Genomic DNA, 23,742 nt, shown 5'->3' on the forward strand with positions numbered 1-23,742 from the left:
AGCACGGTGAAACGTCACCGCGTCAAACCATTGTTCCAGTTGCTGTTGGCTAAGAGGAAAAGCTGTGTCGGTTGTCATAACGCCTGAATGCTAAGCACAAAGGCGTAATGCTACCGCAGTTTTGCCTTAAGCCAAATGCGGCAGCATAAAATAAAACAAATTTATGTGTTTAATCGTCAATTTTCACCGGGCCGTTAATGGCATTGATTTTTAACCCGCCCGAACCACTGTTCACAACGGTCAGGCCTGCAGCACCGTCAACCAGAATGTCGCCTGAGCCATCATCTACCGTTACCGTGCCGCCAATATTGTTAACGGTCAGATCGCCTGAGCCATCATCAATGCTGACATCACCGGCTACGTCACTGATATGCAGATCGCCAGAGCCATCTCCTACCTGCAGTTTGCCGCTGAGCTGGCGGATGCTGAGGTTACCGGAGCCATCTTCTATCACAGCGTTGGCGCCACCCTGGATTTGTAAATCACCGGAACCGTCGTCAACATACAAATCGCCCTTCAGGCCTCGGATATCGGTATCGCCGGAGCCATCATCCAGTTTCAGGCTAAAACGTGCCGGCACTTTTACTGTCAGATCGATATAAGGGCTGTTGCCAGAATAGAACGACTTGTCGAAACCGGCTTCAAGCTTGGCATTACTGCCACTGTCAACCAGTGACAGGCGAACGTCTTCAGCGTCGTAGTAGTAAATATTGGCGACGACTTCAACGTCACTGCGGCCTTCTTCACCAATAATATCGAGTTTGCCGGCCCCGGTATCGGCTACCAGTTGCTTAAGGTCGGCGGCACCCAATGCCAGAGTGCGCTCTTCGTGTTGCAGATCACCGGCGTGGCCGTTGCCAACGTAAATAACACACCCACTCAGTAGGGTGGCGGCGGCAATTGTCAGAACAGATGTTTTCATTTCGCTTCCTTGTAAAGTATGTGGAAATAGTGGTGAGATTGTTTAATCTGCTGTCTGGATAGTAAAACTGAAGCAAAATCAGTGCCTGAATTTAAATCATTGTTATATATAGATTTAACGGTTTTAGTGTTGCCGCTCTGTTAGCCTTTCACGCTAATATCTGGTGAATTAGGCTATTTTGCAGCCGCCGGGCTGGCTATTTCGTAGCAAGCTGGAGTGTTAACAAAAAGCCAGCTATGTTTAAGCGGAAATTTGCACCGCGCAGCGGCGCTGCCGCATGGCGGTAAGCAATGTTGTGCCGGTAACGCAGTCAGCGCAGCTATAACAATAAGGATAATGCACAATGATAAAGAAAATATTGCTGGTGCTTGGCATTCTGCTGGCAATACCGCTGGTTACAGCGTTGTTTGTAAAGCAGGATTACGAAGTAGAAACGCAGGTAGTGATCCAACAACCGACGCAGGTGGTGTTTGACTATATCCGTTTCCTCGGCAATCAGGACAATTTCAGTGTCTGGGCAGCGATGGACCCGAATATGCAGAAATCTTACCGCGGTGTCGATGGCACTGTTGGTTTTGTCTCGGCCTGGCAAAGTGATAACCCGGATGTCGGCAGCGGTGAACAGGAAATTAAAGCGATTAAAGAAGCAGAGCGGATAGATTTTGAGCTGCGCTTTTATCAGCCGTTTGAAGCGGTTTCACCTGCGTATATGACAACCGAGGCAATAGCACCGGATCAAACCCGGGTTAGTTGGGGCTTTGCCGGCCATATGCCTTATCCGATGAACCTGATGTTGCTGGTGATGGATGTTGAGGCCATCATAGCCGCAGATTTACAACAGGGGCTGGATAACCTGAAGCTGATCCTCGAAGCGCCGCCGGCGCAGGGAGCGGGTTAGTTCAGAAATAGTAATCCAGGCTTAGCTGCAGGTAGTCATCGCGGCGGATGTAATACAGCGGTTCCCAGCTTGTATCGCTCTGGAAAAACCAGGCGTCGAGCCGCAGCCGCAGGTTATTAGATAGCCGCATTGAGGCCTCGATTTTGCCGCTGCGGCTGTCGCTGTTGTCCAGGTCCTGCACCAGACCCAGCAGGATCTCACTGCCAGCTGCATCGTTGGCAACAAAGCGGGTACCGACAAAAATGTCGTTCTGCCCGGGCAGGGTTGCCTGTTCATCCCGGCTATCGTATTGATATTCAGCAATCCAGCCTAAATCCCAGTCACTGTCAAACAGGCCAACCTGGGTATATTCGAAGCCTGCGGTGGCCGCAACAAAATCTTGCTGCCGGGTCTTACGGTAAATACTTTCCAGTTTCCAGATCCAACTGCCGCTAATCAGTTGGGCTTCCAGGCCCAGCTGCTGCATTTGCAGGTAAAGCGGCTGCAATTCATTGTTTTGGCCTGGCACAAGTATCGGCTCGCGGCTATTACCTTCAAAATAACTTAACGCCAGATCCAGTGCGTCAAACTGCCTGCTCCAGCGCAGGGCGAAATCGAGGTTGTTTTCTTGCTGCTCTGATTCATACAGCGGCTGATCAGTATCGACCAGCAAAGGTGGCCGCAAACGGCCATCGGCACCGGCCAGAGTGCGCTCGCGGAAATACGGCAGCAGGTACATCGACAGGGTGCCGCCAGCACCATACAGGTTCCAGTTCAGCATCGGCTGGCCGAGTTTGGTTTCACCGTCGACATGGGCGACTAAATCGGTCTGGTTAATAACATCGACCAGGTGTTGAGACTCGGTCACCCCCCAGAATACGATATCAACCCCTGCTTTGACGTCAAAGCCATCACCGGCGTATTGCCAGTAAGCCTGGCGTAAATCGACCAAATTACGCTCGCTGTCGCGCTGGTCAAAGCGCAGATAAGGCTCAAACGCCAACTGATGATTGCGGTCTTCGCTCTGCCATACCCATTCTGCACTGAAGGCGACGCTGCTGTGAGACTTTGCCTGGCTTTGTTCGCCTTGCTGTGGATAATAACGTTGCTGCAGTGTCAGGGTGTAATCGCGGCTTAACTGTTGCAGCCAGCTTTCATCGGCTGTTTCCGGCATTGTCGCTTTACTTGTTGCCGGTTTGCTGGGCTGCGCTGTGTGTAATGGTGTTGTTGGCGTTGCCGCTGCCGCAACCGGTGTCGCAGGGGCAGGCTGATGTACAGCGGCATCAGTTTTTACCGTGGCCATACTGGTAGGGATAGTGTTTTCCTTCGCTATTGGCGCCGGCTCTTTCGCCAGACGACCGGGCTTGGCAGCAATAGCCTGATAGTACCACTGTCTGGCTCTGGCGACCGGGGTGGCCAGCATCTCGCTGCGCTGCGGTACATTCAGCTGCGCACCGGCACGCAGCATATTAATATTCTGGCCGCTAAAGGCATCAGGGTTGGCCTGCCACAGCGCATAGACCACTTGTACCATAGCGACACCCTCGTCAGGTCTGGCCTGGGTGGCTAGTTTCCACAAGGTATCCGTGCTTTGTACCGGGCCCAGTACAACACTTTCTGCTTGCGCCGGGACGGCGGTTACCAGTGTTGCTATCAGGGCAACGCAGGGTATTAATCTGTGCATTACTGGCTTATCCTGCTGCTAACGCACCCGTTGCAGCGCATTGGTATCAAAGTCTGCCGCGGTGCGGCCGGTGTTAAACTCAATTTTATGAATCAGCAAATCCGTACTTTTACCGGTTTGATGATTTACCATGCTCAGTTTATGTGGCCGCCAGTATTTGTCCAGATATTGGCGATAATCCTGTAAGGTCAGTGTTTTAAGCAGGGTATTTTTACGGTCGTAATACTCAACTTTTACCGGCTGATAATGTTGCTGACTGAGCCAGGCAATGCTTTTACTGTAACCCGAGAACTCATCTGCCGGTATTTGCTCCAGTACAAAACAGTTACTGTCACCGCATGGCTCGTCCCGCAGATAATTGAAGCGGTATTTTTCGATTTCAAAGGAGCTTAAATCTTCATAAGCAAACTCACTGCCCATAAAGGGGCCGGACTTATTGCGCGACGCTATCCGTTTTACCCGCTTGACGGCAGGCAGGTACAGCCACTGATCATCTTCAGCTGTTGGATGCGAATGGTTTAGAAAGGCTGTGCCACGTACATCCCGCGGCTCGTCAAATATGGTCAGGCCTTTGTCACCATCACCCTGTACTTCCAGTGCAGCAGTACGCATTTCGCGGCGGCTTTCATCACCGGCCGCATTACGCAGCACCATAGTGGTTTGGCTTTCGCTGTCACCCCAACCGATGTCGCGGCTTTTACGCTCTTTGGCTATTTGCAGGCCTTTGGCTTCATCGGCCGCCAAACTAAACGGTTGCCAGGCCAGGCCCAAACTGATTAGTAGCAGTGGTGTGAGTAAATAATTACGCATGACGTTTGCTGTCCTTGGTGTCAAATTTCAGTAAGAAGGCTGGCAGAAACAGGAAATCAATCACCAGCGCAGTCAGAATAATAATAGCCGTTAACAGACCCATATCAGAATTCAGCCGGAAGTTGGATAACATCAGGACGCTAAAACCTATTACCAGCACAGCAGTGGTGATCCACAGCGCCCGGCCGACACTGTTAAAAGCATAACGTACAGCGGCTTCTGCATCCCGCCCTTCCTGCCGTGCATGCTGATACTTGGCCAGAAAATGCACGGTGTCATCGACAATAATACCCAGACTCAGGCTGGCGACAACCGATAACCCAAGATTTATCTCGCCACTGTACCAGCCCCAGATCCCAAAGCCGATAGCCGCCGGAGCTATATTGGGTAGTAAACTTATAAGCCCCATGCGCCAGGAGCGCAGGCTGAAAATCAGCAGCAATGAAATCAGCACCAGTGCCAGCGGCAGCGTTTTTAGCATCGACGCCATATTACGCTCGCCGATATAACCAAACATCAGCGCTGTGCTGGCTGCGCTGGCCTGGTATTGCGGATAATGGCTGGCAAGATACGCCAGCGCACTTTGCTCAAACTGGGTAATTTCTTTGCTGCCCATATTCTTCAACGAGGCGGTAATACGGGTGGCGCTTTTATCCAGATTGAGCTGATTATTCAAATCCAGCCCGTACGGCAGCGACATTTCGTACATCAACAGATATTGCGCGGCTTCGTCTTGCTGAGCGGGCAGTTTGTAGTACGCCGGGTCGTCGCCATGCATATTCTGGTTCAGCCGTTTAAAGGTGTCGCTGACGGTATTGACATGGATAACATCTGGCTGCTGCTTCAGCCAGTTGCTGAACTGTTCTACGGCGGCAATAAATTCTGGTTGGTTTACGCCACTGCTTTCACCGCTGTGCAGGGCAAAATCGACAGAGGCAGATGCGCTTAAGTGCTGATCCAGAAAATCCATCGACTGACGAAACTGGGTTTCAGGGGCAAAATATTTTACCGCTTCATCGTTAATTTTATTCAGTGGAATAAGGGCAGAGAACCCCAGCATTAATATCAGCATTGCTGGCAGTAACAGATTGTGCCGGCGGATAATGAAACCGGCCAGCGCATCCATCAGGCTATCTTTTTGCTGCTGTTGCTTACCGGCTTTAAGCGGTAATAACTGCAGTAGCGCCGGCAACACCACAAGGCTGAACAGGCACGCCAGCATGACGCCGACGGCACTCATATTGCCAAGGTCTGCCAGTATAGGCACTTCGGAAAAATTTAACGTTAAAAAGCCAATTGCAGTGGTTGAGCTGGTAATAAAGACCGGTACCAGATTGCGCTGCATACTGTATTGAATGGCGGCAGATTTTTGTTCACCCTGTGTCAGTGCAAACTGCATCGAGGCAATAATGTGCACACAATCAGCCACCGCCAGTGTCATCAGTATGGTTGGCACGTTTACGGTCGCGGTACTTAAAAATATGCCGGCCCAACCGGCCAGACCCAGTGTGCTGGTAATAGTGATTGCAATGATCACAATAGTTGCTGCTGCGCCCGAAACCGAGCGCAACAGCAGTGCCAGCATCAGCACTATGGCTACAAACATAAAAGGGATCAGCGTTCTGGCATCGTGCTCGGCTTCATACGCCAGCGCATGGTTCATCGCTATCACACCCGCCAGATGAAACTCCGTCTGCGGGTACTGCTGCTTAAATTGCAATGTTAATTGCCGGGCATACTCATAAGCATCAAACACTTCTTTATTCTTGTCCTGCTCAGGCAGTTGCACGGTAATATTAATCGCTGCGACCCGGCCGTCGGTAGATATCAGCCGGTTGACCAAGGCTGGTTCGCTCAGGGCAATCCGTTCAATTTTGGCGATTTTGTCTGTGTTTAGTTGCGAGGCATCCAGTAGCAGGTCTTCAACCAGCAAATCGTCAGCATCCGCTTCGGTGTGCTGGAAGTTGGTAACTGAGTCTACCCGGATAGAATACGGTGTTTGCCAGGCCGCATCAGTCAGTTGCTTTAGCAGTGTCAGCATATCGGCGCTAAACACCGTACCTTCTGCGGGGGCTACGCCAATTAAAATGTTATCAGTTTTATTAAACTCATCCTGCATCTGCTCGAATGCCTGCAACTGCGGGTTTTGCTCTGAAAAAAAGATGCGGAAATCACCACGAAAAGCCAGCTTACCGATACCGGCACTCATCAGGATCACCAGCAAGGCCGTACTGAGCAGAACCTGCCATGGATGCGCCAAAACCCAGCTTAACCAACGTTGCCTCATATGCTGCTCCAAAAACCTATTTCGTCAATCCGGCCAACAGCTTGGGCTGATAACTGTATGCATCCATGCTGTGGTATCCAGTGTAGTCTCTATCGGGCTGTAAGCTAAACAGATTATTTAGCCTTGTTTATTATTAACATTATGCTAAACATTATTTATCTTTTATTTCTATTGTCGCCAGGGAGACAGGATGTCATTGGCCGTTGTGTTCAGCCGCGCCCGTCATGGTTTAGATGCGCCGCTGGTTACCGTTGAAGTACATATCAGTAATGGCCTGCCGGCTTTTCAACTGGTGGGGCTGCCAGAAACCTCTGTCAAAGAATCGCGTGACCGCGTGCGCAGCGCTATGGTAAACAGCGGGTTTGCTTTTCCGGACCGGAAAATCACGGTTAATTTAGCCCCGGCAGATCTGCCCAAAGAAGGCGGCCGTTTTGATTTACCTATTGCGCTGGGCATTATTGTTGCTTCGGGCCAGCTGGCAGAGAAAAGCCTGCTCGGCTATGAGTTTTGTGGCGAGCTGGCGTTATCAGGGGAGATCCGGCCAATAGTGGGTGAGATCCCGGTTGCTATTGCCTGTCGCGATGCCGGTCGCGAAGTGGTGCTGCCGATGTTAAATGCGCAGCAGGCTCAGCAAGTGCCCAAAGTCGCCGTGCATGGTGCAGAACATTTACTGCAGGTGCACAGTTTCTTATTGGCACAGCAGGCATTACCGGCTATACCGGCGTTACCAGCCAAGGTGGTAACTTCACAGCCAGATTTAGCTGATGTGAAAGGCCAGGCCCATGCCAAGCGTGTGCTGGAGATAGCGGCAGCAGGTGAACATAATTTGCTGATGCTGGGCCCAGCCGGCACCGGTAAATCGATGTTAGCGCAGCGTCTGCCGGGAATTATGCCACCTTTGACAGAACAGGAAGCGTTAGCCACCGCAGCTATATATTCGATTGCTGGTTTGCAGCGTAACTTAACCGACTGGCAGCAAAGACCGTTTCGCAGCCCGCATCATACCAGTTCAGCCGTGGCATTGGTGGGTGGCGGCTCAGTGCCGCGTCCCGGGGAAATATCGCTGTCTCACCATGGCATTTTGTTCTTAGATGAACTGCCGGAGTTTCCGCGTAAAGTGTTGGATGTGCTGCGCGAGCCACTGGAAACCGGTGTCGTGCATATCAGCCGTGCTGCGCGGCAGGCGGAATTTCCGGCGCAGTTTCAGCTGGTGGCGGCATTGAACCCAAGCCCAACCGGACACCATCAGGATGGCCGTGCTACACCGGAGCAAGTCATGCGCTACTTGAACCGATTATCAGGCCCTTTTATTGATCGTATAGAATTACAGATTGAAGTGCCGCTGTTACCTAAGGGGATGTTGAGTCAGCATACGCAGGAAGAAAGCAGCGCCAGTGTGCGGGAGCGGGTGCTGGCAGCTCGGCAGTTACAATTGGCACGACAGGGAAAAGCTAATGCTAGGCTAAGTGGCAGTGAAATCGCCGATTTTTGCCCTTTACAACAGGCCGATGCTCGCTTTCTTGAAGATACTATTCACCGCTTTAAATTATCTGCCCGTACTTATCATAAGATTATTAAAGTGGCGCGTAGTATTGCAGATCTGCAACAACAACATCAGATTAGCCGGGCACATTTAATGGAGGCGCTGAGCTATCGCGCATTAGAGCGGTTAATAAGTTATTTGAAAAATTGATTGCTATTATGTTGTGTTGTATTTTTTCATATTGTTTACAACAGAGCGTAAATAGGTAAAATGGCGTTGTTTATTCTCCGTGTACATTTTATCTAAGGAAAGAAAGATGTGGGTTAGTGAAAACGGGCAGTTATGTAATACCGAAACTAAACGGCGCTTGTCTCCCCAGCAATACGGTCAGCCAATTTATTTTGAGAACCTGGGTGAGCTGTATTTTTCAGCCACGGACATTGTGCTGAGTATGTCGGCATCAGAGTTTGATCAGTTCAGCCTTGAATATGAAAAAGCCCTGCAGGATTAACCGGCAGGGCTTTTTATCTGGCTAAGTTCTTACCTGGCTAAGCTTGTTGCCTCAACCGACCAGATTATATGTAATGGCGGCTAACAGGTAAGCCAGCAAACCGTAGGCAACGACTACACCTATCACCAGCTTGTTATTACCTGTCTCGGCTTTTAATGTTGCTACCGTCGCCACACATTGCAGTGCCACCACATAGAACAGCAAAATGCCCAGACCGGCGCCCAGCGCCAGACCATCCTGCTGAATATTACCGGCCAGACCGGCCACGTTTTCATCCGCATTGCTTACACCGAACAGCGTACCCAGGGCGCCAACGAATACTTCACGCGCCAGGAACGACAATAAAATAGCCACGCCATAGCGCCAGTCCAGCCCAAGAGGCTCGAATATCGGTTCAATAAAGTGGCCGATAGTACCAAGATAAGAATGGGCCAGATCGTCACCGCCGGCGGGGAAATAGCTCAGTACCCAAATCACGACGGACACGACAAAAATAACCGGACCGGCGCGATAAACGAACTGTTTACCGCTTTGCAGTACGCGCTGCAGCAGCGGTTTCCAGTGCGGCAGGCGGTAGGTTGGCAGCTCCAGGATAAAAGGCATGTCGGTAGCTGTGGGTTCAATTTTCTGTGAACGTGACAGCAACAGGCTGATCAGCAGTGCAGTTAAAATGCCGGTGAAATACAGGGCAAAAAACGCAATACCCTGCAAATTGACCAGACCGCCAAGATACTGGGTATCTGGGATAAACACGGCAATTAACAGCGCATATACCGGCAGACGCGCCGAGCAAGACATCAGCGGAATGGTCAGCATGGTAATCAGCCGTTTGCGTGGCGATTCTATGGTGCGGGCAGCCATTATGGCTGGAATTGCACAGGCATGCGCTGACAGGTAGGGTATAAAGCTACGGCCGGATAAGCCAAAGTAACTCAGCGGGCGGTGGCAGATAAGCGCAGCGCGTGCCAGATAGCCGCTGTCTTCCAACAGGCCGATAATCAGCGTCAGCACCATGATCTGTGGCACAAACACCAAAAATGATCCCAGGCCGCCAAATACTGCATCGTTAATAAAATCGTGTATCACGCCCGGGCCTAAGGCTTCAGTCAGCACTTCGGCAATATAAGCGATGATGCTTTCCACTGCATCCATCAGCGGTGTGGCGAAAGTGAAGATGCTCTGGAACAGGAAAAACATCACCAGCAGAAACATCACGCTGCCGCTGATGCTGTTTAACATAAAACTGTCGATACGGTTTTGATTCTTCAGCACTACAGTATCTTTAATGCCGTGCTCAGCTGCCAGTTGCCTGGCCTGTTTCAGATCACTGGCTTCATCCGGGCGCAAGTCCGACAGCTGCGGAATAGCGCTGGCTGCAGCCGCGTCCTGTTGCAAAGCGGTTTTAAATTCAGCGATACCTTCAAGGGTGCGGGCAGAAATAGCATATACCGGGCTACCCAACTGCTTGCTAAGTGCGTCAGTGTCGATGCGGTGGCCGAAACGCCCCAGTTCATCAATCATATTCAGGGCAAAGATCAGCGCTTTGTTATGCTGCTTTGCCAGGCGCTGTACCTGCAGGCCAAATACCAGACTGCTTTCCAGCCGTGTTGCATCTAGGTTACAGACAATCAGCGCGGTATTGTCGTCCAACAGCGCTTCATGCAGTTTGTCTACTGCGAGCTGCTCATCTTTAGACAGCGTATGTAACGAGTAAGCACCGGGGAAGTCGACCACCTGGTAACCGGCAAACTGACCGCTTTTCAGCTCTACTGTTACACCCGGGAAATTAGCAACTTTTTGTTTCAAGCCGGTAAGCTGGTTAAACAACAGGGTTTTACCAGAGTTTGGTTTGCCTACCAGAATAATACGTTTCATAACACAACCTGTTTTCACATTCAGCTAATACAACATCCTCTACCAGCGGGCACTCAGATGCTGCGGATATGGATCTCAGTAGCAATGGCCTGTTCCAGCGAATACACGCAGTCAGCCACGGTGACCACAACAGGGCCGGAAAAGGGCCCGCGCTGCACGCAAGTTAACGCGCGGCCAGGTTCAAAGCCCATTTCGAACAGGCGCTGCTGGATCTGCTTTGGCAGGGTTTGGGTAATAGCAGCAATCTCAGCCGTTTGCCCGCGCGGCATGTCCCATAGTGTTTTCATAAGCTAAATACTAAATTGAGAATAGAAATAATTGTCATTTAACAGGTTGCTGTTATGCCACAAGCCGGCGCAGGCAACAAGAGCTGGCATGAAAAAAGCTGCCAAATCACTATTTGGCAGGTTCAATTGCGGCCGTACCTGTTGGGGTTATACAAGTTTCCAGTTCAGGGTTTCACCGGCATAAAACGGCACTATCGGATTACCGTTTGGCAGTGTAATTTCAGCTGGCACCTGCCACTGCTGTTTTACCAGTGTAACGGTGCCTGTATTGCGCGGCAGGCCGTAGAAGTCGGCGCCATAATGGCTGGCAAAGCCTTCGAGCTTGTCCAGGCAACCTAAATCGTCAAAGACCTGCGCATACAGTTCTATTGCACTGTGGGCGCTGTAACAGCCAGCACAGCCACAGGCTGATTCTTTGCGGTGTTTTTCATGCGGTGCCGAGTCGGTACCAAGGAAAAATTTAGCTGAGCCGGTGGCGACAGCGGCGCGCAGCGCTTCCTGATGTGTACGCCGTTTAAGCACCGGCAAGCAGTAGTTATGTGGCCTGACGCCGCCTACCAGCAGATCGTTACGGTTTAAAAGTAAATGCTGTGGCGTGATGGTCGCTGCCACGTTAGCGGAACTTTGTGCGACGAAGCTGGCAGCATCAGCAGTGGTAATGTGTTCAAACACCACTTTCAATGCCGGGATGCGGGCTACAATATGTTGCAGGTAGCGGTCGATGAAGACCTTCTCACGGTCAAATATATCAATTTCATGATCTGTCACTTCGCCGTGGATTAATAGCAGCATGCCCTGTTCAGCCATGGCTTCAAATACCGGATACAGCGTGTCCAGAGCACCGACACCATGGCTTGAGTTTGTTGTTGCGCCTGCCGGGTACAGTTTGGCGGCAACGATGCCGGCCCGTTTTGCCGCAATAATATCTGCAGTGCTGGTTTTATCGGTCAGGTACAGCGTGACTAATGGTTCAAAAGTGCTGCCGGCCGGACGGGCAGCCAGTATCCGCTCACGGTACGCCAGGGCCATTTCGGCCGTGGTTACCGGCGGGACTAAATTGGGCATTACTATTGCCCGGGCAAACTGGCGTGCAGTTGCCGGCACAGTTTCGCGTAGCATATCGCCATCACGGAAATGCAGGTGCCAGTCGTCCGGAGTCTGAATAGTTAAGGTGGTCATAAAGTGGCTCCTGCTGGCTGAATAAAGTGAAAGTAAATAAACGGCGCTATTGTAGCAATTATCTGCCAGCGGGGAAATTACTGTGCTGATGTATTGCAGTAAGTCAGCGTTCAGCCTAGTGTGAACACTATCGGTTATTTAACCAGAGAATTTAACAACATGACTACAGAGCAGGCGTTGCTGTTTACCATTTTGCTGATGACCATTGGCCTGTTTATATACGGGCGCTGGCGTCACGACGTTGTAGCATTGGCAGCGCTGATGGCTTGTATATTTGCCGGGCTGGTGCCGGCTGACGAAGCCTTTAATGGCTTTGGCCACCCGGCGGTTATTACTGTAGCCTGCGTGCTGGTGCTAAGTTATGCCATGCAAAGCAGTGGCGCGGTCGATGCGATGGTAAGGCGGGTACTACCGGCCAAAGCCGGCGTAATGACCACCATCAGCTTGCTGACAGCACTGGTCGCGGTATTGTCTGCGTTTATGAATAACGTGGGGGCGATGGCATTACTGATGCCGGTAGCAATGCAGGCGGCGGTTAAGCTGGCTATTCCGCCCGGACAGATCCTGATGCCAGTGGCCTTTGGCTCTATTCTGGGTGGCATGACAACGATGATAGGTACGCCGCCAAATCTTATTGTCTCCGGCTTTCGTAACAGCAGTCAGGGCAGTGGTTTCAGCATGTTTGATTTCAGCCCGGTTGGCCTGTTGGTGGCGCTGAGTGGCGTATGCTTTATCGTATTGCTGGGCTGGCGCCTGGTGCCGAAGCGCAAGCAGCAAGGGATTGAGGGCTTTGATACCGCGAACTATCTGACTGAAGTGCGGGTGACAGCTAAGGGTAAAGTGGATGGTATGCGCCTGGCCGAACTTGAACAAAAGCTGGAAGACGCTGATGCACAGGTTATTGGCTTAGTGCGCAATAAGTTCAGGGTAACAGTGCCCGCCGGATACCGGCGGCTGGTAGCTGACGACGTGCTGGTGATAGAAGCTGAACCGGAATCCTTAGGTGCGTTGCTGGCAGAGCTTGGCCTGACACTGGAAGAAACAGCACGGGCCGATGCAGAGGCTGAAGCAAAATCAGAATCGCAGGACAACGCAGCAACTGAACCGCAGGAAGACACTGATAGCGGTAATGGCACGATGAACTCGGACGATATGGTTCTGCTGGAGCTGGCAGTATTACCCAGCGCACAGCTTATCGGGCGCTCGGCTGCGAATCTGAACCTGCGCAGCAATTTTGGTATCAACCTGCTGGCATTGTCGCGCAGTGGCAATAGGTCAATTAAACGCTTACGTCGCACCGAGATCGCCGCCGGCGACGTGTTACTGGTGCAAGGGGATGCACAGGTACTCAGCAGTTTTGCCAGTGAGTTTGGGTGTGTGCCCTTGGCAGAGCGGGCGATTAATGTGCCTGACAAACGCCGGGCCTGGCTGACCGGCGGTATTATGTGCGCCGCCGTGGCGGGAGCAGCGTTGGGGTTATTGCCGGCAGCAGTATCTTTTGCCGCGGCGTTATTGGCCAGTATGTTGTTTAAAGCAGTGCCGATCCGCAAGGTGTATCAGGTCATTGACTGGCCGGTCATCGTGCTGCTGGCCGCGTTATTACCCGTGGCGGAGGCGATGTTAAGTACCGGTGCAGCGGAACTGCTGGCTCAGTGGTTGCTGCAATATGCGTCAGCAGGCAGCACCATCGTCGCGCTGGCCATCTTACTGGTACTGACGATGACGTTGTCTGACTTTATGAATAATGCTGCGACAGCAGCCGTGATGTGCCCGATAGCCATCAGTGTTGCGGCTCAGCTTGATGCCAGCGCAGACACCTTTTTGATGGCGGTTGCCATTGGTGCTTCCTGTGCTTTTCTGACGCCGATTGGACATCAGAACAATACATTAATCCTGGGCCCTGGCGGGTTCAGGTTTGGTGATTACTGGCGTATGGGACTGCCGCTGGAAATGATAGTTGTGGCGGTGTCTGTACCGGCGTTACTGTACTTCTGGCCGCTTTAGTCTGCAGTGACATTTTGCTACACTCTGGGCGTACCTGACACTGCAAGGTTGCAATGCCAGTTAACGCAACATTTAACGCAGGAAAAACACATGAACGACTTAGATTTCGACCTGGATCACCTCGACTTTGCCGCGGCAGAACATAATGTTGAACGTCAGCAGCAAGCGGAGCTTGAGCGTGCTGACGAACCACAATTTGGCGATGATGATGATGAGTGCAGCGGTGGAGCCTGCAAGATCTAGTCGGCTGTCGCTGTTACCGCCGGTGCTGTGGTCTTATGCCACAGCTGGCTGACCGCAATGCACAGCACGCCAGATAACATCAACAGGGCAAATGGCAGTGGGGTGCCGTTATAGAATAATGCCAGCAGCGGACCAGATAGCGAGCCAATGCCAAAGCGTAAGGTGCCGATCACAGCTGTTGCGGTGCCACTGTTGTCCGGAAACTTCATCAGAATCATTGCATCGGCATTGGTTGCAATCAGGCTCAGGCTGGCCATCAAAGGTGCTATCGACAGCACGGTATATGCTAAACCAAACTGCCAGAAGTTAAACATTGCCAGTGCACTGGCACTGACAATCGCTACGGCCAGACCTGAGCGTAACATACGCTGCGGCCCCAGCCTTACCACTAATCTGCTGTTGATAAAGTTGGCCAGCATCAGCATCACGACATTTACACCAAACAGTAAACTGAACTGCTGTTCGTTGACGCCAAAAAACTTAATATAAACAAAAGGTACGGCAGTCAGAAAGCAGAAAAACGAAAAGGATGCGAACATCGAGGTGGCAATGTCCGGCCGGGCTGAGGCATTGGAGAATACTACTTTATAGCCCGACAGGAAGGATGGCTTCACTGTCGGGGCCACTGCGCTTTTAGTTTCTGGCAGATAACGCCAACTCAGTAACAGAACCAACAGGCCATAGCCTGCCAGGGTAACAAAGATCATCTGCCAGCTGGCCAGCCACAAGATGCCACTGCCAATTGCCGGCGCCAACAGCGGGGCCAGCATCATAATCATCGAAACATAAGACATACCCTTGGCAGTATGTTCTTGATAAATATGCCGTATTATACCTGGCACTACGACAGTTGCCGCTGCACCACACAGCGCTTGCACAGCACGCCAGACCAGGAACCATTCGATAGAACTGACCAGGCTCAGCGCAATACTGGCCAGCACAAAACCCGTCAGGCCAAAAATAGCCAGTGGCCGGCGCCCCAGATTATCTGCCAGCGGACCGCATATCAGCATGCTGACACCAAAAAAAGCCAGGAAGATGCTTAATGACTGTTGCACCATACCTATAGTGGTATCCAGCTGCTGCGCCATCAACGGCATTGCAGGAAGATACATATCAATTGCCAAAGGTGTGGTAGCAATAACGGAGGCCAGTAACAGAATAATCCAGCCAGCAGGTTTATGTGACATTGATTCAGGCTCTTAATTTCGCGGCGCCTTATGATACGCGTTTTTACTGGCAGCAGCTAACGTGCGTGTGTAAAAATGGGTTAACAAATATGTCTGCAGGCAGAGCCGGGTTTGCATTTGGTCAAGCAAAGCCGTTAAATAGGGGTATATAAGCAAATTCTGTTGTGTAGGTAATGAAGTTATTCTTCCGGTTTATCAGTTTAATGACATTACTGCTGGCTTTCACAGTGCCGGCAGCAGAGCCGGTTCGCTTCGGGCTGCATTTATCTGCCCCTTGGTCATTTTATAACGATACCAAAGAGCTGGATGGCATTGAGTATCAGCTGGTATCGCGTATTTTCAGCCGGGCGGGCTTCAAGGTCGAGTACGAACTGCATAGCTACAGCCGTTTGCTGAAGCAGTTTAGTGATAAAAAGCTGGATTGTGCCTCACCGGTTGCAGTGCCGGTGGCGGGAGCGAGTTATACGCTACCTTATCTGCCATTTGAGGATGTGGTGATAAGTCTGGCGTCGTCATCCGCCGAGATTAGCAGTCTGCAACAACTGGCGGGAAAGCGTATTGTCGCCTATCAGCAGGCACTGCAGGTGCTAGGCGCTGAGTTCAGGGCGGCGGTGGCTAATGCCAATTATCTGGAACTGGCTGACCGTGCGTTGCAGTTAGAGTTGCTGTTTAGTAACAGAGTGGATCTGGTTATAGGTGAACGTCGAGTGCTGCACTATCTGGCCAACAAAACTGCGCCACAACTGACATTACAGACACATCATTTGTTTACTGAAAAAAACTACCCGGCGGCGTGCTGGGATCCGGCATTGAGGGATGTATTTAACCGCGGCTTGGAACTGTTGCAGCTAAGCGGTGAGCTGTCAGATATTCTGCAACAATATAATCACCAGGCCGCTATCGGGACAGAATAGCCATAGCAGCCTTATTACGCTTATACTGTCCGCATTAATGGTGCTGGAAACTCATAATGAAAAAAACCAAAATTATAACGACAGATGAAATACTGCTGACGCTGTGTCAGTCAGTGACGAAGGTGCTTACTGGCGCTGGTAACAGTAACGTGGCGTACTCGCCGATGGTACAAAAAATTCAGAAGACCTGCCTGCGGCCTGATCTGGGCTGCTTTGTATTGTTTGATGGCGGCTTCTCAGGCTTGGTCATTATTAATTTCACCGCGCAGGCGGCAATGGAAATTTATAAAAAGTATCTGATGAGTATGGGAATGCCTGAAGAGGAACTGGCGCAATTTCATACTTCTGATGAAGTCGGCAACGTTATGGGCGAGTTGATGAACCAGATAGTTGGCGACTTCACCAATACGGTGCGCTACGACCTGCATACGTCAATCAATCAGAGCCAGCCGAAAATGATGGCAATTAACAAGCAGGTACAAATTCTGGTTAATACCCAGTTGGATCAGCCACAGGCACGGCGGGTGACCTTCAGTACACCGGAACACAACATTTTTTATCTTGAACTGGCGATGGATAAAACCGAATTCATTCAGCTGCATGAGTTTGATAAAACGGAGCAGGAACACCCGGATGATATTCTGGCGAATGCGCAGCAATATACGCCGGAAAATACTGTCAGTGCAGATGTTGAAGTGGATGACGATTTTCTGAAAAATCTGGGCTTATAACCGCAATAACCCTAACCGCGCTGTGGCAGCGACAGCACAAAACGTGCGCCGCCCAGCGTCGAAGTTGTCACTTCGATATTGCCCTGATGCCACTGTGCTACACGGTGCACGATAGCCAAACCCAGACCAAAACCGCCAGCCTGTTTATTACGGCTGGCTTCAGCCCGGAAAAACGGTTTCAGAATATCCTGCCGCAACGCCTCCGGGATACCCGGGCCGTCGTCCTCAACGTCAATCTGCCAGCCGCTTTTATGCTGACGTAATGTCAACCGGATCTGATTAACTGCATACTTTTTCGCGTTAACTAACAGGTTCTGCAGCGCGCGCTCCAGATAATGGCCATCGCCGTACAGCATGGCCCTGTCAGGCAGTTGCAGCGAGATAGTTGCTCCGGGTAACGGTGTCAGCTTTTCCTGCACATTGGCAATCAGTTCGGTCAGATCCAGATGTTGCTTATGTAACGGCGATTGCCCGGTTTCCAGCCTGGCATAGTCAAGAATCTCGTCAACCAGTTGCTGCAGTTCTTTTACATCCTGCTGCATTAGTTGTCGTTCTTCCTCTGGCAACTGCTGTGCCATTTCCAGCGCAAAGTTTAGCCGCGCGATAGGGGTACGAAGTTCGTGTGACACGGCATGTGTCATTTCCCGTTGCAGCGCCAGCAGTTCACGGATCTGCAGGCTCATCTGCTGGAAGCTACGGGCGATAGGGGCGATAAACGAGCGGGCAGGCAATTGCAAAGGGGTATCAGCGTCGGCAGAAAACTGCTGCAAACGCTGTTGCAACGCGCGGATATCACGGGCGACCGGCCATAGCCACAACGCAACCGCGACCGCCAGCAACACAAAAAACAGTAGCGTAAACCAGATAGCACCGTCTTCCTGCACCAGCTGCAGTGGGCCCAGACGCCATAACTGACTACCCTGCTGATAATAAAAATATACCCGCTCAGCTTCAAACAACGTCAGCACCTGCCCTTGTTGCAATTTGGTGGCTTCGTCCGGCAACCAGGTTATGCTGTCTGCTGGCAGGGCAGAAATAGTCAATGGAATTTGCTGTGGCCACTCGGTTTGAGGGTGCTGCAGCTGCTGTTGCAGCAAGGCAGTGTAGCTGTCGAGCCATGGTGGCTCTGCCGCGGGTTGCCATTGCTGCCACAGTTGCTCAACTGCCCAGCCGGTGCCGAGCAACACCAGAAAAATAAACAGGTAAAAGTGCCAGAACAGGCGGTGCATAGCCAGCTTTACTGCCAGGCGTCGGCAACAAACAGATAGCCTTTGCCCCACACCGTTTTGATGCGGAACGGGGTTTCTGCGTTGTCTCCCAGTTTGCGTCTGAGGTGCGAAATACGCACGTCGACGGTCCGATCCAGCCCATCATACTCGCGGCCGATAATTTGTTGATGAATAGCTTCGCGTTTTACCGTCTGGCCTGCGTGCTTGGCCAGCATCCACAGCAGATCAAATTCATAGCTGGTCAGTTCAACACGCTCGTTGTCATACCAGGCTTCGCGCGAACGCTGTTTTAACAGCAAGCGGCTGAACTGCAGTTCCTGCTGCTCTGCCTTGTTGTTAGTCTGGGTTCGACGTAGCAAAGCATTGATCCGTGCCACCAGTACGCGCGGTTCTACCGGTTTTACGACATAGTCGTCAGCACCCAGCTCCAGCCCCAGCACCTGATCAATATCACTTTGTTTGGCCGTCAGCATCAACACCGGCCCTTTAAACCAAGGGCGGATCTGCCGGCAGACACCAAAACCGTCCAGTCCGGGTAACATAAGATCCAAAACGATAAGGTCGGGTTGAAACTGGCGGCAATGCTCAGCAACTGCATCGCCCTGACTTTGCAACTGCACCGTAAAGCCATGTTGGGTCAGAAAAGTCTGTACCAGCGAGGCCAGACGGATATCGTCTTCAACCAACAGTATTTTTGCCATCAGAATATGCTCCATGGGCTGCTTAAACGACGTTGGGCCGGTTTGCGGCTCATTACCTGTAGTTCGGTTTTCAGCAGGATACGGTTATCACTGTCTCTTAGTGTCAGTTCGGTGTTTTGCCAGCTGATAGTATTCTGCCAGTGGCCTTGTTCCGCCTGTTGCCAGCAGTGCAGTCTTTCCTCTGCCATGTACAAACAGGTATTAAGTGCAGTCTGACTGTACCAGTGTAATTGTAATCGGGTCTGGCAGCTTTGGTTTTGCTGCTCAGTAACACAGATTTGCGGGCTGACATCCCAACACAAACTGGTGTTGCAGTTTGTAGGTAAGGGATTGGGTGCTGCAATACCGTTTAGCGCCAGTAACAACCAGAATCCCTGCATCAAAATAACCGGTAACTTACGCCAAAAAACCAGGTTGTTACGTGATTGGTACGCACCAGAGGGCTGTCTGTCATTGCATCATCCAGATGTAAGTAACGTAAAAATGCCAGCACGGCAACCCGTTCTGACAGCGGGTATTGCCAGCCTAAGCGCAGTTCCGGCTGCCAGCTTGGCTTGCCTTGATAGCGGTCAAGATAGAACGGCTCATTATTATCAATGCCATAGTAAGTATCAATCAGTTTGGCACTTTTCCAGTGTAATCTGGCCCCTAATTGCCAGTTTCCTGTTACTGTTTGCCAGCTGCGTCCGGCGCCAATAGTGGCGTGCTGGCCCTGATAGGTATTGCTGACATCCTGCCAGACGACGCCCTGTAGGCGCCAGTTTTCACCAAACCAGTCCAGTTGCAGGCCAAGGTCATAGGCTGTCGGGCGTTTACTGATCTCGCGCACAGACGCTTGCAGCGGGCCAACGTCTTTGTCTTTTTCGGTTTCATCAATAAAACCTGAGTTGGCAAAGCTGTGGCGAAACTGGAACGCATTACCGCCGAACCACTTCTGAAAGAAGCCTTTTTCCTGATTAAACTGGCCAATCAGGCTAAGCTGCCATTTATCCGTTGACGCTAAGCTGGTGCCCAGCTTGCCGTTGTCGAAAAACCAGTGCTCGCCGTAATAATAAATATCCGGCAGTAACACTAAAGGCAATTCGTCACCATCATGCAGCGGATTACTGCGCTGACCGTAGCCCAGCGCAAGGTTCAGATACAGTTTCTGCTCTGTAACACAATCTTCGTCCTGCGCGCAGGGCAAAGCTGTTTCGGCTTTTGCGCTTGTGCTGAGCAGGCATAGCAGTAGTAACCAGTATCGCAAAGGGCACCTTAATTCAGACAGACTTTTAACGACGACAGTTTATCAAGTAGTTGTGCCACAGATAAGCGGATATAACAATGTTTCACAATTTGTACAGTTGACTGGTGCGTCGCTACATCCGGCCACAGACAGAACGAAATTGAATCCACCTGCAAATCCCACTATGATAAGCGCATCAAACAGATAAGTACCGGAGTTGTTCATACCGGTACCCGCGGTCGTGGTAAAGCCACTGCTATAGCAGAGCATCCAGATGAAAGACAAAGCTACTTCATTCGATATTGCCTATATGGCCGGCGTGTCACAGTCGACGGTATCACGTGCATTGCGTAACAGCCCTCAGGTTAACAAAGAGACCCGGGAAAAAGTACAGGCGATAGCGCGGCAGCTTAACTACAAAGTCGACAAAAATGCCAGCAATCTGCGCCAGCAGCGCAGCAGCACGCTGGCGTTGCTATTGTTTGAAGACCCCACCACCGATGAGTCGCTGATTAACCCGTTTTTCCTGTCGATGCTGGGCAGCATTACCCGTGCCTGCGCCAAACGTGGCCAGGATCTGCTGGTATCATTTCAGCAATTAAGTGATGACTGGCATGCTGACTATGAAGACAGTAATAAAGCCGATGGCATTATTCTGCTCGGTTACGGCGATTACAAAGACTATGAAGAAAAGTTAGCTAAGTTGCTGGCGCAAGAGACACATTTTGTCTGCTGGGGCGCTGAAGTGTTGGGACATCCGGAGTTTACCCTGCGCAGTAACAACCGGGAGGGCGGTCGTTTAGCCGGTGAGCACTTGCTGGCTACGGGGCATAAAAAATTTGCCTTTATTGGTAATGCGTCCGAAGGCAGCCCGGAGTTTAGTGCCCGTTATCGCGGTTTTATCGATGCACTGAATACTGCCGGTATAGACGAAAACCAGGTACCGCATTTTGACGCTATTTCTACTGAAAGTGCCGGCGATAACGCCACAGACCACTTACTGGCAGCAGGGCATCGGGTTGACGCCATTTTCTGTGCCAGTGATCTGATTGCTATTGGTGTGATGCGTTGCCTGAAACGTCATGGTCTGCGTGTGCCGGAAGATATTGCCGTAATGGGCTTTGATGATATTCCGGTGGCGTCTTTTGCTACACCTACGCTTAGCACTATTCAGCAGGACACCACCAAGGCCGGTGAGCTGCTGGTGAACAACCTGCTGCAGCTGATTAATAACCAGCCGATTACCGTTAACCAGATAGAGCCTAAGCTGATCATCCGTCAGTCTTGCGGTTTCCACCGCAGTAGCTAATACCTTTGCCAGTCTGACATACTGCATCTTTGTTAACCCTTTAATAACTTTGGTTACACTAGCACTGCCTTGTGCTAATATCCGGCGTTTTCTCGTTTAGCTTAATTAGGGACAGATGCCGGTGTATTGCTTATCTCGCTTTATTTTGCTGTGGTTAGGGTTGCTACTAACCTGGCCTGTGCTGGCGAACCAGACGTTGGCCAACCGTATGTTGGATGTGCGCAAGGTTGAAGGGCTTGACGTTTATTACAATCTGAGTAATGGCATGCCACTGCAGGGTGAATACCGGCTGGTACGTGATACACAGGGTTATACACTGGCAAGTTTTGATCAGGGGCTGGTGCAAGGCGGCTGGCAGGTGTTTGATCAGCGTAATCAACGTATTTTAAGCGGGCAGTACCAATCTGGCAGGCAGCACGGCGAGTGGCAGTACTTTAGTGCTGATGGCATGGTTGAGCAGATAGAACATTATGATGACGGTGTTGCCACTGGTTTGTGGCAGCGCTTTAACAGCCAGCAGCAGGTAATTGAAACGACTCAATTTGAGCGGGGCGAAAAAACTAACGTCAGCCGTTTTTATGATAATGGCAAAATACGCAGCGTCGAAACCTATCAAAACAGCCTGCGCCATGGTGTGTGGCAAACGTTTCATCTAAATGGCCAGATTGCCGAGCAATGGACATACGCCAACAACCAGCTAACCGGGCTATATCAAAGTAAGAATGAGCAAGGTGAGGTATTGCTGCAAGGCGAGTACGATGCGCAGGGCCAGCAGCACGGACAATGGTTGCAGTTTTTTGCCGCCGATGTGGTAGAAGCGAAAGTGCAGTACCTTAATGGTAAGCGCCATGGCTTAACCGAACAATTCAGTACCGATGGTACTTTGGTTCGGCAGTGCCATTATCAGCAGGGGGCGCAGCATGGCGAATGCCGTGAGTTTTATGCCAATGGCCAGCTAATGAGTGCCTTGCTGTTTAAAGACGGCAAGCAACACGGTGAACAGCAATGGTTCAGTGAACAAGGTCAATTGATACAGAAACAGCAGTATATTGATGGCATGTTTGCCGGCGAGCAGTTGCAGTATTACCCCAATGGCGAGTTATCAAAGCGTGTTACCTACCACACGACAGAACGCAGCGCGAATGGCCAGTTTCCACTGCATGGTGTCAGCGAAATCTATCAGGAAAATGGCCTGCTATTTGACCTATCCAACTATGTGCTGGGTGAACGTGACGGCGTACATAAGCGCTATATAGAAGACAAACTGGTAGAAGAGTCCTATTACAAAGCCGGTAAACGCCATGGCCTGAGTAAAACTTTTTATTCATCGGGCGAGCCGCGTGAGCACAATACCTATGTTGATGGCCAGCTAACCGGGCCTTTCAAAAGCTGGCATATCAACGGCATGCTGCGTGAAGAGGGTGAGCGCAAAGACGGCCAGCTAACCGGACGCTACCAGCTGTTTTACGATACCGGTAAGCCACAAAAGCTGGAACATTATGCCAGCGAGAAAAAGGCGTCAGACTATAAGTTTGCTCTGGAAGGTAAGTATCAACAATGGGCCGGAAATGGCGACCTGACGCAGGAAGGTAACTATGCTGATAACAAACGGCACGGCAACTGGGTAACTTACCAGCAAGGCGAGAAAAGCCGCGAGCAGGAGTTTATTGCCGGTAAAGCTGAAGGCCGCTTTGTAGATTATTATCAAGGCCGCCGTCGCAGTAGCGGTTATTACCTGAATAACCAAAAAACCGGCGAATGGATTGAATATTACTATCAGGCCGATGACCCAACTTATGGTTTTATTCCGGAAGGCACCGTAAGGTACAAAACCCATTGGCAGGAGAATAAACAGCATGGTAAAGCCGGGTTCTACACGGCCAAAAACATTCTGTACAAAGTCGAAACCTGGGAAAAGGGCGAGAAAACCGGAGATTATAAAGAATTTTACGTCAGCAACGGCGAAGCCAAAGTTGCGGGCCAACTAAAAAAAGGCCAATGGTTTGGTTTGTGGCAAGCCTGGTATGAAGACGGTACTCTGGCGCAGGCGGTTCATTACGACGAAAGCCGTAAACATGGGCTGGCGCAGGAATACTATGATAATGGCCAGCTGAAAAGTGAAATTGAGTACGAATACGACAAACCGCATGGCCGCTATCAACTATTTCATTTAAATGGCCGGCCGCAGCAAAAAGAAAACTATGTAAAAGGCTTAAAAGAAGGTGAGGCGGAATACTTTCATCAGAACGGTAAACCGCAACAGCAGGGCGCTTACCTGCGC

The 23,742-nt window shown here is 51.0% G+C and carries 21 protein-coding genes; 9 read left to right on the forward strand and 12 right to left on the reverse strand.

What is annotated here, in order from left to right:
- Nucleotides 1-169 precede the first annotated feature (169 nt).
- A complete protein-coding gene (locus tag VIN66_RS14270; RefSeq protein ID WP_331924605.1) occupies nucleotides 170-922 on the reverse strand; it encodes a DUF4097 family beta strand repeat-containing protein in 753 nt (250 codons plus the stop codon).
- Between the two features lie 343 nt (nucleotides 923-1,265).
- Between VIN66_RS14270 and VIN66_RS14275 the strand changes: the two genes are divergently transcribed.
- Nucleotides 1,266-1,820: an SRPBCC family protein gene (locus VIN66_RS14275; RefSeq protein ID WP_331924606.1), complete on the forward strand. Its 555-nt coding sequence runs from the start codon at nucleotides 1,266-1,268 to the stop codon at nucleotides 1,818-1,820.
- A gap of 1 nt (nucleotide 1,821) precedes the next feature.
- Here VIN66_RS14275 and VIN66_RS14280 read toward each other — a convergent pair whose 3' ends face one another.
- From VIN66_RS14280 to VIN66_RS14290, 3 genes are read right to left on the reverse strand one after another with little or no spacing between them, the layout of a single operon-like run.
- Nucleotides 1,822-3,483, reverse strand: a complete 1,662-nt coding sequence (locus VIN66_RS14280; RefSeq protein ID WP_331924607.1) for a FimV/HubP family polar landmark protein — start codon at nucleotides 3,481-3,483, stop codon at nucleotides 1,822-1,824.
- A gap of 18 nt (nucleotides 3,484-3,501) precedes the next feature.
- Nucleotides 3,502-4,293 carry an outer membrane lipoprotein-sorting protein gene (locus VIN66_RS14285; protein WP_331924608.1) on the reverse strand — a complete coding sequence of 264 codons (792 nt, stop codon included), beginning with the start codon at nucleotides 4,291-4,293 and terminating at the stop codon, nucleotides 3,502-3,504.
- On the reverse strand, nucleotides 4,286-6,580 hold the full coding sequence (locus VIN66_RS14290; protein WP_331924609.1) for an efflux RND transporter permease subunit: 2,295 nt from the start codon (nucleotides 6,578-6,580) through the stop codon (nucleotides 4,286-4,288). The genes VIN66_RS14285 and VIN66_RS14290 overlap by 8 nt, the downstream gene beginning before the upstream one ends.
- Before the next feature lie 190 nt (nucleotides 6,581-6,770).
- Here VIN66_RS14290 and VIN66_RS14295 point away from each other — a divergent pair, with 190 nt between their 5' ends.
- Together VIN66_RS14295 and VIN66_RS14300 are read left to right on the forward strand one after the other, a co-directional pair.
- A complete protein-coding gene (locus VIN66_RS14295; protein WP_331924610.1) occupies nucleotides 6,771-8,273 on the forward strand; it encodes a YifB family Mg chelatase-like AAA ATPase in 1,503 nt (500 codons plus the stop codon).
- Between the two features lie 106 nt (nucleotides 8,274-8,379).
- The gene (locus tag VIN66_RS14300; RefSeq protein ID WP_134052878.1) at nucleotides 8,380-8,574 is read left to right on the forward strand and encodes a hypothetical protein; all 195 of its coding nucleotides are present in this window, start codon (nucleotides 8,380-8,382) and stop codon (nucleotides 8,572-8,574) included.
- A gap of 51 nt (nucleotides 8,575-8,625) precedes the next feature.
- On the opposite strand, the gene feoB is transcribed toward VIN66_RS14300, so the two are convergent.
- The 3 genes from feoB to pyrC all read right to left on the reverse strand — a co-directional run bounded on the left by feoB (nucleotide 8,626) and on the right by pyrC (nucleotide 11,915).
- On the reverse strand, nucleotides 8,626-10,449 hold the full coding sequence (gene feoB, locus VIN66_RS14305; RefSeq protein ID WP_331924611.1) for a ferrous iron transporter B: 1,824 nt from the start codon (nucleotides 10,447-10,449) through the stop codon (nucleotides 8,626-8,628).
- A gap of 53 nt (nucleotides 10,450-10,502) precedes the next feature.
- A complete protein-coding gene (locus tag VIN66_RS14310) occupies nucleotides 10,503-10,736 on the reverse strand; it encodes a FeoA family protein (RefSeq protein WP_331924612.1) in 234 nt (77 codons plus the stop codon).
- Between the two features lie 147 nt (nucleotides 10,737-10,883).
- Nucleotides 10,884-11,915, reverse strand: a complete 1,032-nt coding sequence (pyrC, locus tag VIN66_RS14315; RefSeq protein WP_331924613.1) for a dihydroorotase — start codon at nucleotides 11,913-11,915, stop codon at nucleotides 10,884-10,886.
- 159 nt (nucleotides 11,916-12,074) lie between these two features.
- Here pyrC and VIN66_RS14320 point away from each other — a divergent pair, with 159 nt between their 5' ends.
- Nucleotides 12,075-13,919 carry an SLC13 family permease gene (locus VIN66_RS14320; protein ID WP_331924614.1) on the forward strand — a complete coding sequence of 615 codons (1,845 nt, stop codon included), beginning with the start codon at nucleotides 12,075-12,077 and terminating at the stop codon, nucleotides 13,917-13,919.
- Nucleotides 13,920-14,009: 90 nt separating this feature from the next.
- Entirely contained in the window at nucleotides 14,010-14,162 is a 153-nt protein-coding gene (locus VIN66_RS14325; RefSeq protein ID WP_331924615.1) for a hypothetical protein, read from the forward strand.
- Here the strand turns inward: VIN66_RS14325 and VIN66_RS14330 are convergent.
- Nucleotides 14,159-15,352, reverse strand: coding sequence for a multidrug effflux MFS transporter (locus tag VIN66_RS14330; protein WP_331924616.1), 1,194 nt, complete (start codon nucleotides 15,350-15,352; stop codon nucleotides 14,159-14,161). The genes VIN66_RS14325 and VIN66_RS14330 overlap by 4 nt on opposite strands.
- 203 nt (nucleotides 15,353-15,555) lie before the next feature.
- Between VIN66_RS14330 and VIN66_RS14335 the strand changes: the two genes are divergently transcribed.
- Together VIN66_RS14335 and VIN66_RS14340 are read left to right on the forward strand one after the other, a co-directional pair.
- Nucleotides 15,556-16,266, forward strand: a complete 711-nt coding sequence (locus VIN66_RS14335) for a substrate-binding periplasmic protein (protein ID WP_331924617.1) — start codon at nucleotides 15,556-15,558, stop codon at nucleotides 16,264-16,266.
- Between the two features lie 56 nt (nucleotides 16,267-16,322).
- Entirely contained in the window at nucleotides 16,323-16,997 is a 675-nt protein-coding gene (locus VIN66_RS14340) for a DUF3334 family protein (RefSeq protein ID WP_331924618.1), read from the forward strand.
- A gap of 11 nt (nucleotides 16,998-17,008) precedes the next feature.
- Here VIN66_RS14340 and VIN66_RS14345 read toward each other — a convergent pair whose 3' ends face one another.
- From VIN66_RS14345 to VIN66_RS14360, 4 genes are read right to left on the reverse strand one after another with little or no spacing between them, the layout of a single operon-like run.
- Entirely contained in the window at nucleotides 17,009-18,226 is a 1,218-nt protein-coding gene (locus tag VIN66_RS14345) for an ATP-binding protein (RefSeq protein ID WP_331924619.1), read from the reverse strand.
- Between the two features lie 8 nt (nucleotides 18,227-18,234).
- Nucleotides 18,235-18,927 carry a response regulator transcription factor gene (locus tag VIN66_RS14350; protein ID WP_331924620.1) on the reverse strand — a complete coding sequence of 231 codons (693 nt, stop codon included), beginning with the start codon at nucleotides 18,925-18,927 and terminating at the stop codon, nucleotides 18,235-18,237.
- Nucleotides 18,927-19,307, reverse strand: coding sequence for a DUF3019 domain-containing protein (locus tag VIN66_RS14355; protein WP_331924621.1), 381 nt, complete (start codon nucleotides 19,305-19,307; stop codon nucleotides 18,927-18,929). Before VIN66_RS14355 ends, VIN66_RS14350 begins: the two co-directional genes overlap by 1 nt.
- Complete coding sequence (locus VIN66_RS14360; protein WP_331924622.1) at nucleotides 19,307-20,173, reverse strand: MipA/OmpV family protein; 867 nt, start codon at nucleotides 20,171-20,173, stop codon at nucleotides 19,307-19,309. Before VIN66_RS14360 ends, VIN66_RS14355 begins: the two co-directional genes overlap by 1 nt.
- Before the next feature lie 253 nt (nucleotides 20,174-20,426).
- On the opposite strand from VIN66_RS14360, the gene VIN66_RS14365 reads away from it, so the two are divergent.
- Nucleotides 20,427-21,461, forward strand: a complete 1,035-nt coding sequence (locus VIN66_RS14365; protein ID WP_331924623.1) for a LacI family DNA-binding transcriptional regulator — start codon at nucleotides 20,427-20,429, stop codon at nucleotides 21,459-21,461.
- A gap of 121 nt (nucleotides 21,462-21,582) precedes the next feature.
- A partial coding sequence (locus tag VIN66_RS14370; protein WP_331924624.1) for a hypothetical protein occupies nucleotides 21,583-23,742 on the forward strand: 2,160 nt, incomplete at its 3' end.

It is taken from the genome of Rheinheimera sp., assembly GCF_036568245.1.
Lineage (GTDB): Bacteria > Pseudomonadota > Gammaproteobacteria > Enterobacterales > Alteromonadaceae > Alishewanella.

Coding starts and splice junctions, on each gene's coding strand:
- VIN66_RS14270 (WP_331924605.1), bottom strand. CDS start 922: ATGAAAACATCTGTTCTGACAATTGCCGCCGCCACCCTACTGAGTGGG.
- VIN66_RS14275 (WP_331924606.1), top strand. CDS start 1,266: ATGATAAAGAAAATATTGCTGGTGCTTGGCATTCTGCTGGCAATACCG.
- VIN66_RS14280 (WP_331924607.1), bottom strand. CDS start 3,483: ATGCACAGATTAATACCCTGCGTTGCCCTGATAGCAACACTGGTAACC.
- VIN66_RS14285 (WP_331924608.1), bottom strand. CDS start 4,293: ATGCGTAATTATTTACTCACACCACTGCTACTAATCAGTTTGGGCCTG.
- VIN66_RS14290 (WP_331924609.1), bottom strand. CDS start 6,580: ATGAGGCAACGTTGGTTAAGCTGGGTTTTGGCGCATCCATGGCAGGTT.
- VIN66_RS14295 (WP_331924610.1), top strand. CDS start 6,771: ATGTCATTGGCCGTTGTGTTCAGCCGCGCCCGTCATGGTTTAGATGCG.
- VIN66_RS14300 (WP_134052878.1), top strand. CDS start 8,380: ATGTGGGTTAGTGAAAACGGGCAGTTATGTAATACCGAAACTAAACGG.
- feoB (WP_331924611.1), bottom strand. CDS start 10,449: ATGAAACGTATTATTCTGGTAGGCAAACCAAACTCTGGTAAAACCCTG.
- VIN66_RS14310 (WP_331924612.1), bottom strand. CDS start 10,736: ATGAAAACACTATGGGACATGCCGCGCGGGCAAACGGCTGAGATTGCT.
- pyrC (WP_331924613.1), bottom strand. CDS start 11,915: ATGACCACCTTAACTATTCAGACTCCGGACGACTGGCACCTGCATTTC.
- VIN66_RS14320 (WP_331924614.1), top strand. CDS start 12,075: ATGACTACAGAGCAGGCGTTGCTGTTTACCATTTTGCTGATGACCATT.
- VIN66_RS14325 (WP_331924615.1), top strand. CDS start 14,010: ATGAACGACTTAGATTTCGACCTGGATCACCTCGACTTTGCCGCGGCA.
- VIN66_RS14330 (WP_331924616.1), bottom strand. CDS start 15,352: ATGTCACATAAACCTGCTGGCTGGATTATTCTGTTACTGGCCTCCGTT.
- VIN66_RS14335 (WP_331924617.1), top strand. CDS start 15,556: ATGACATTACTGCTGGCTTTCACAGTGCCGGCAGCAGAGCCGGTTCGC.
- VIN66_RS14340 (WP_331924618.1), top strand. CDS start 16,323: ATGAAAAAAACCAAAATTATAACGACAGATGAAATACTGCTGACGCTG.
- VIN66_RS14345 (WP_331924619.1), bottom strand. CDS start 18,226: ATGCACCGCCTGTTCTGGCACTTTTACCTGTTTATTTTTCTGGTGTTG.
- VIN66_RS14350 (WP_331924620.1), bottom strand. CDS start 18,927: ATGGCAAAAATACTGTTGGTTGAAGACGATATCCGTCTGGCCTCGCTG.
- VIN66_RS14355 (WP_331924621.1), bottom strand. CDS start 19,307: ATGCAGGGATTCTGGTTGTTACTGGCGCTAAACGGTATTGCAGCACCC.
- VIN66_RS14365 (WP_331924623.1), top strand. CDS start 20,427: ATGAAAGACAAAGCTACTTCATTCGATATTGCCTATATGGCCGGCGTG.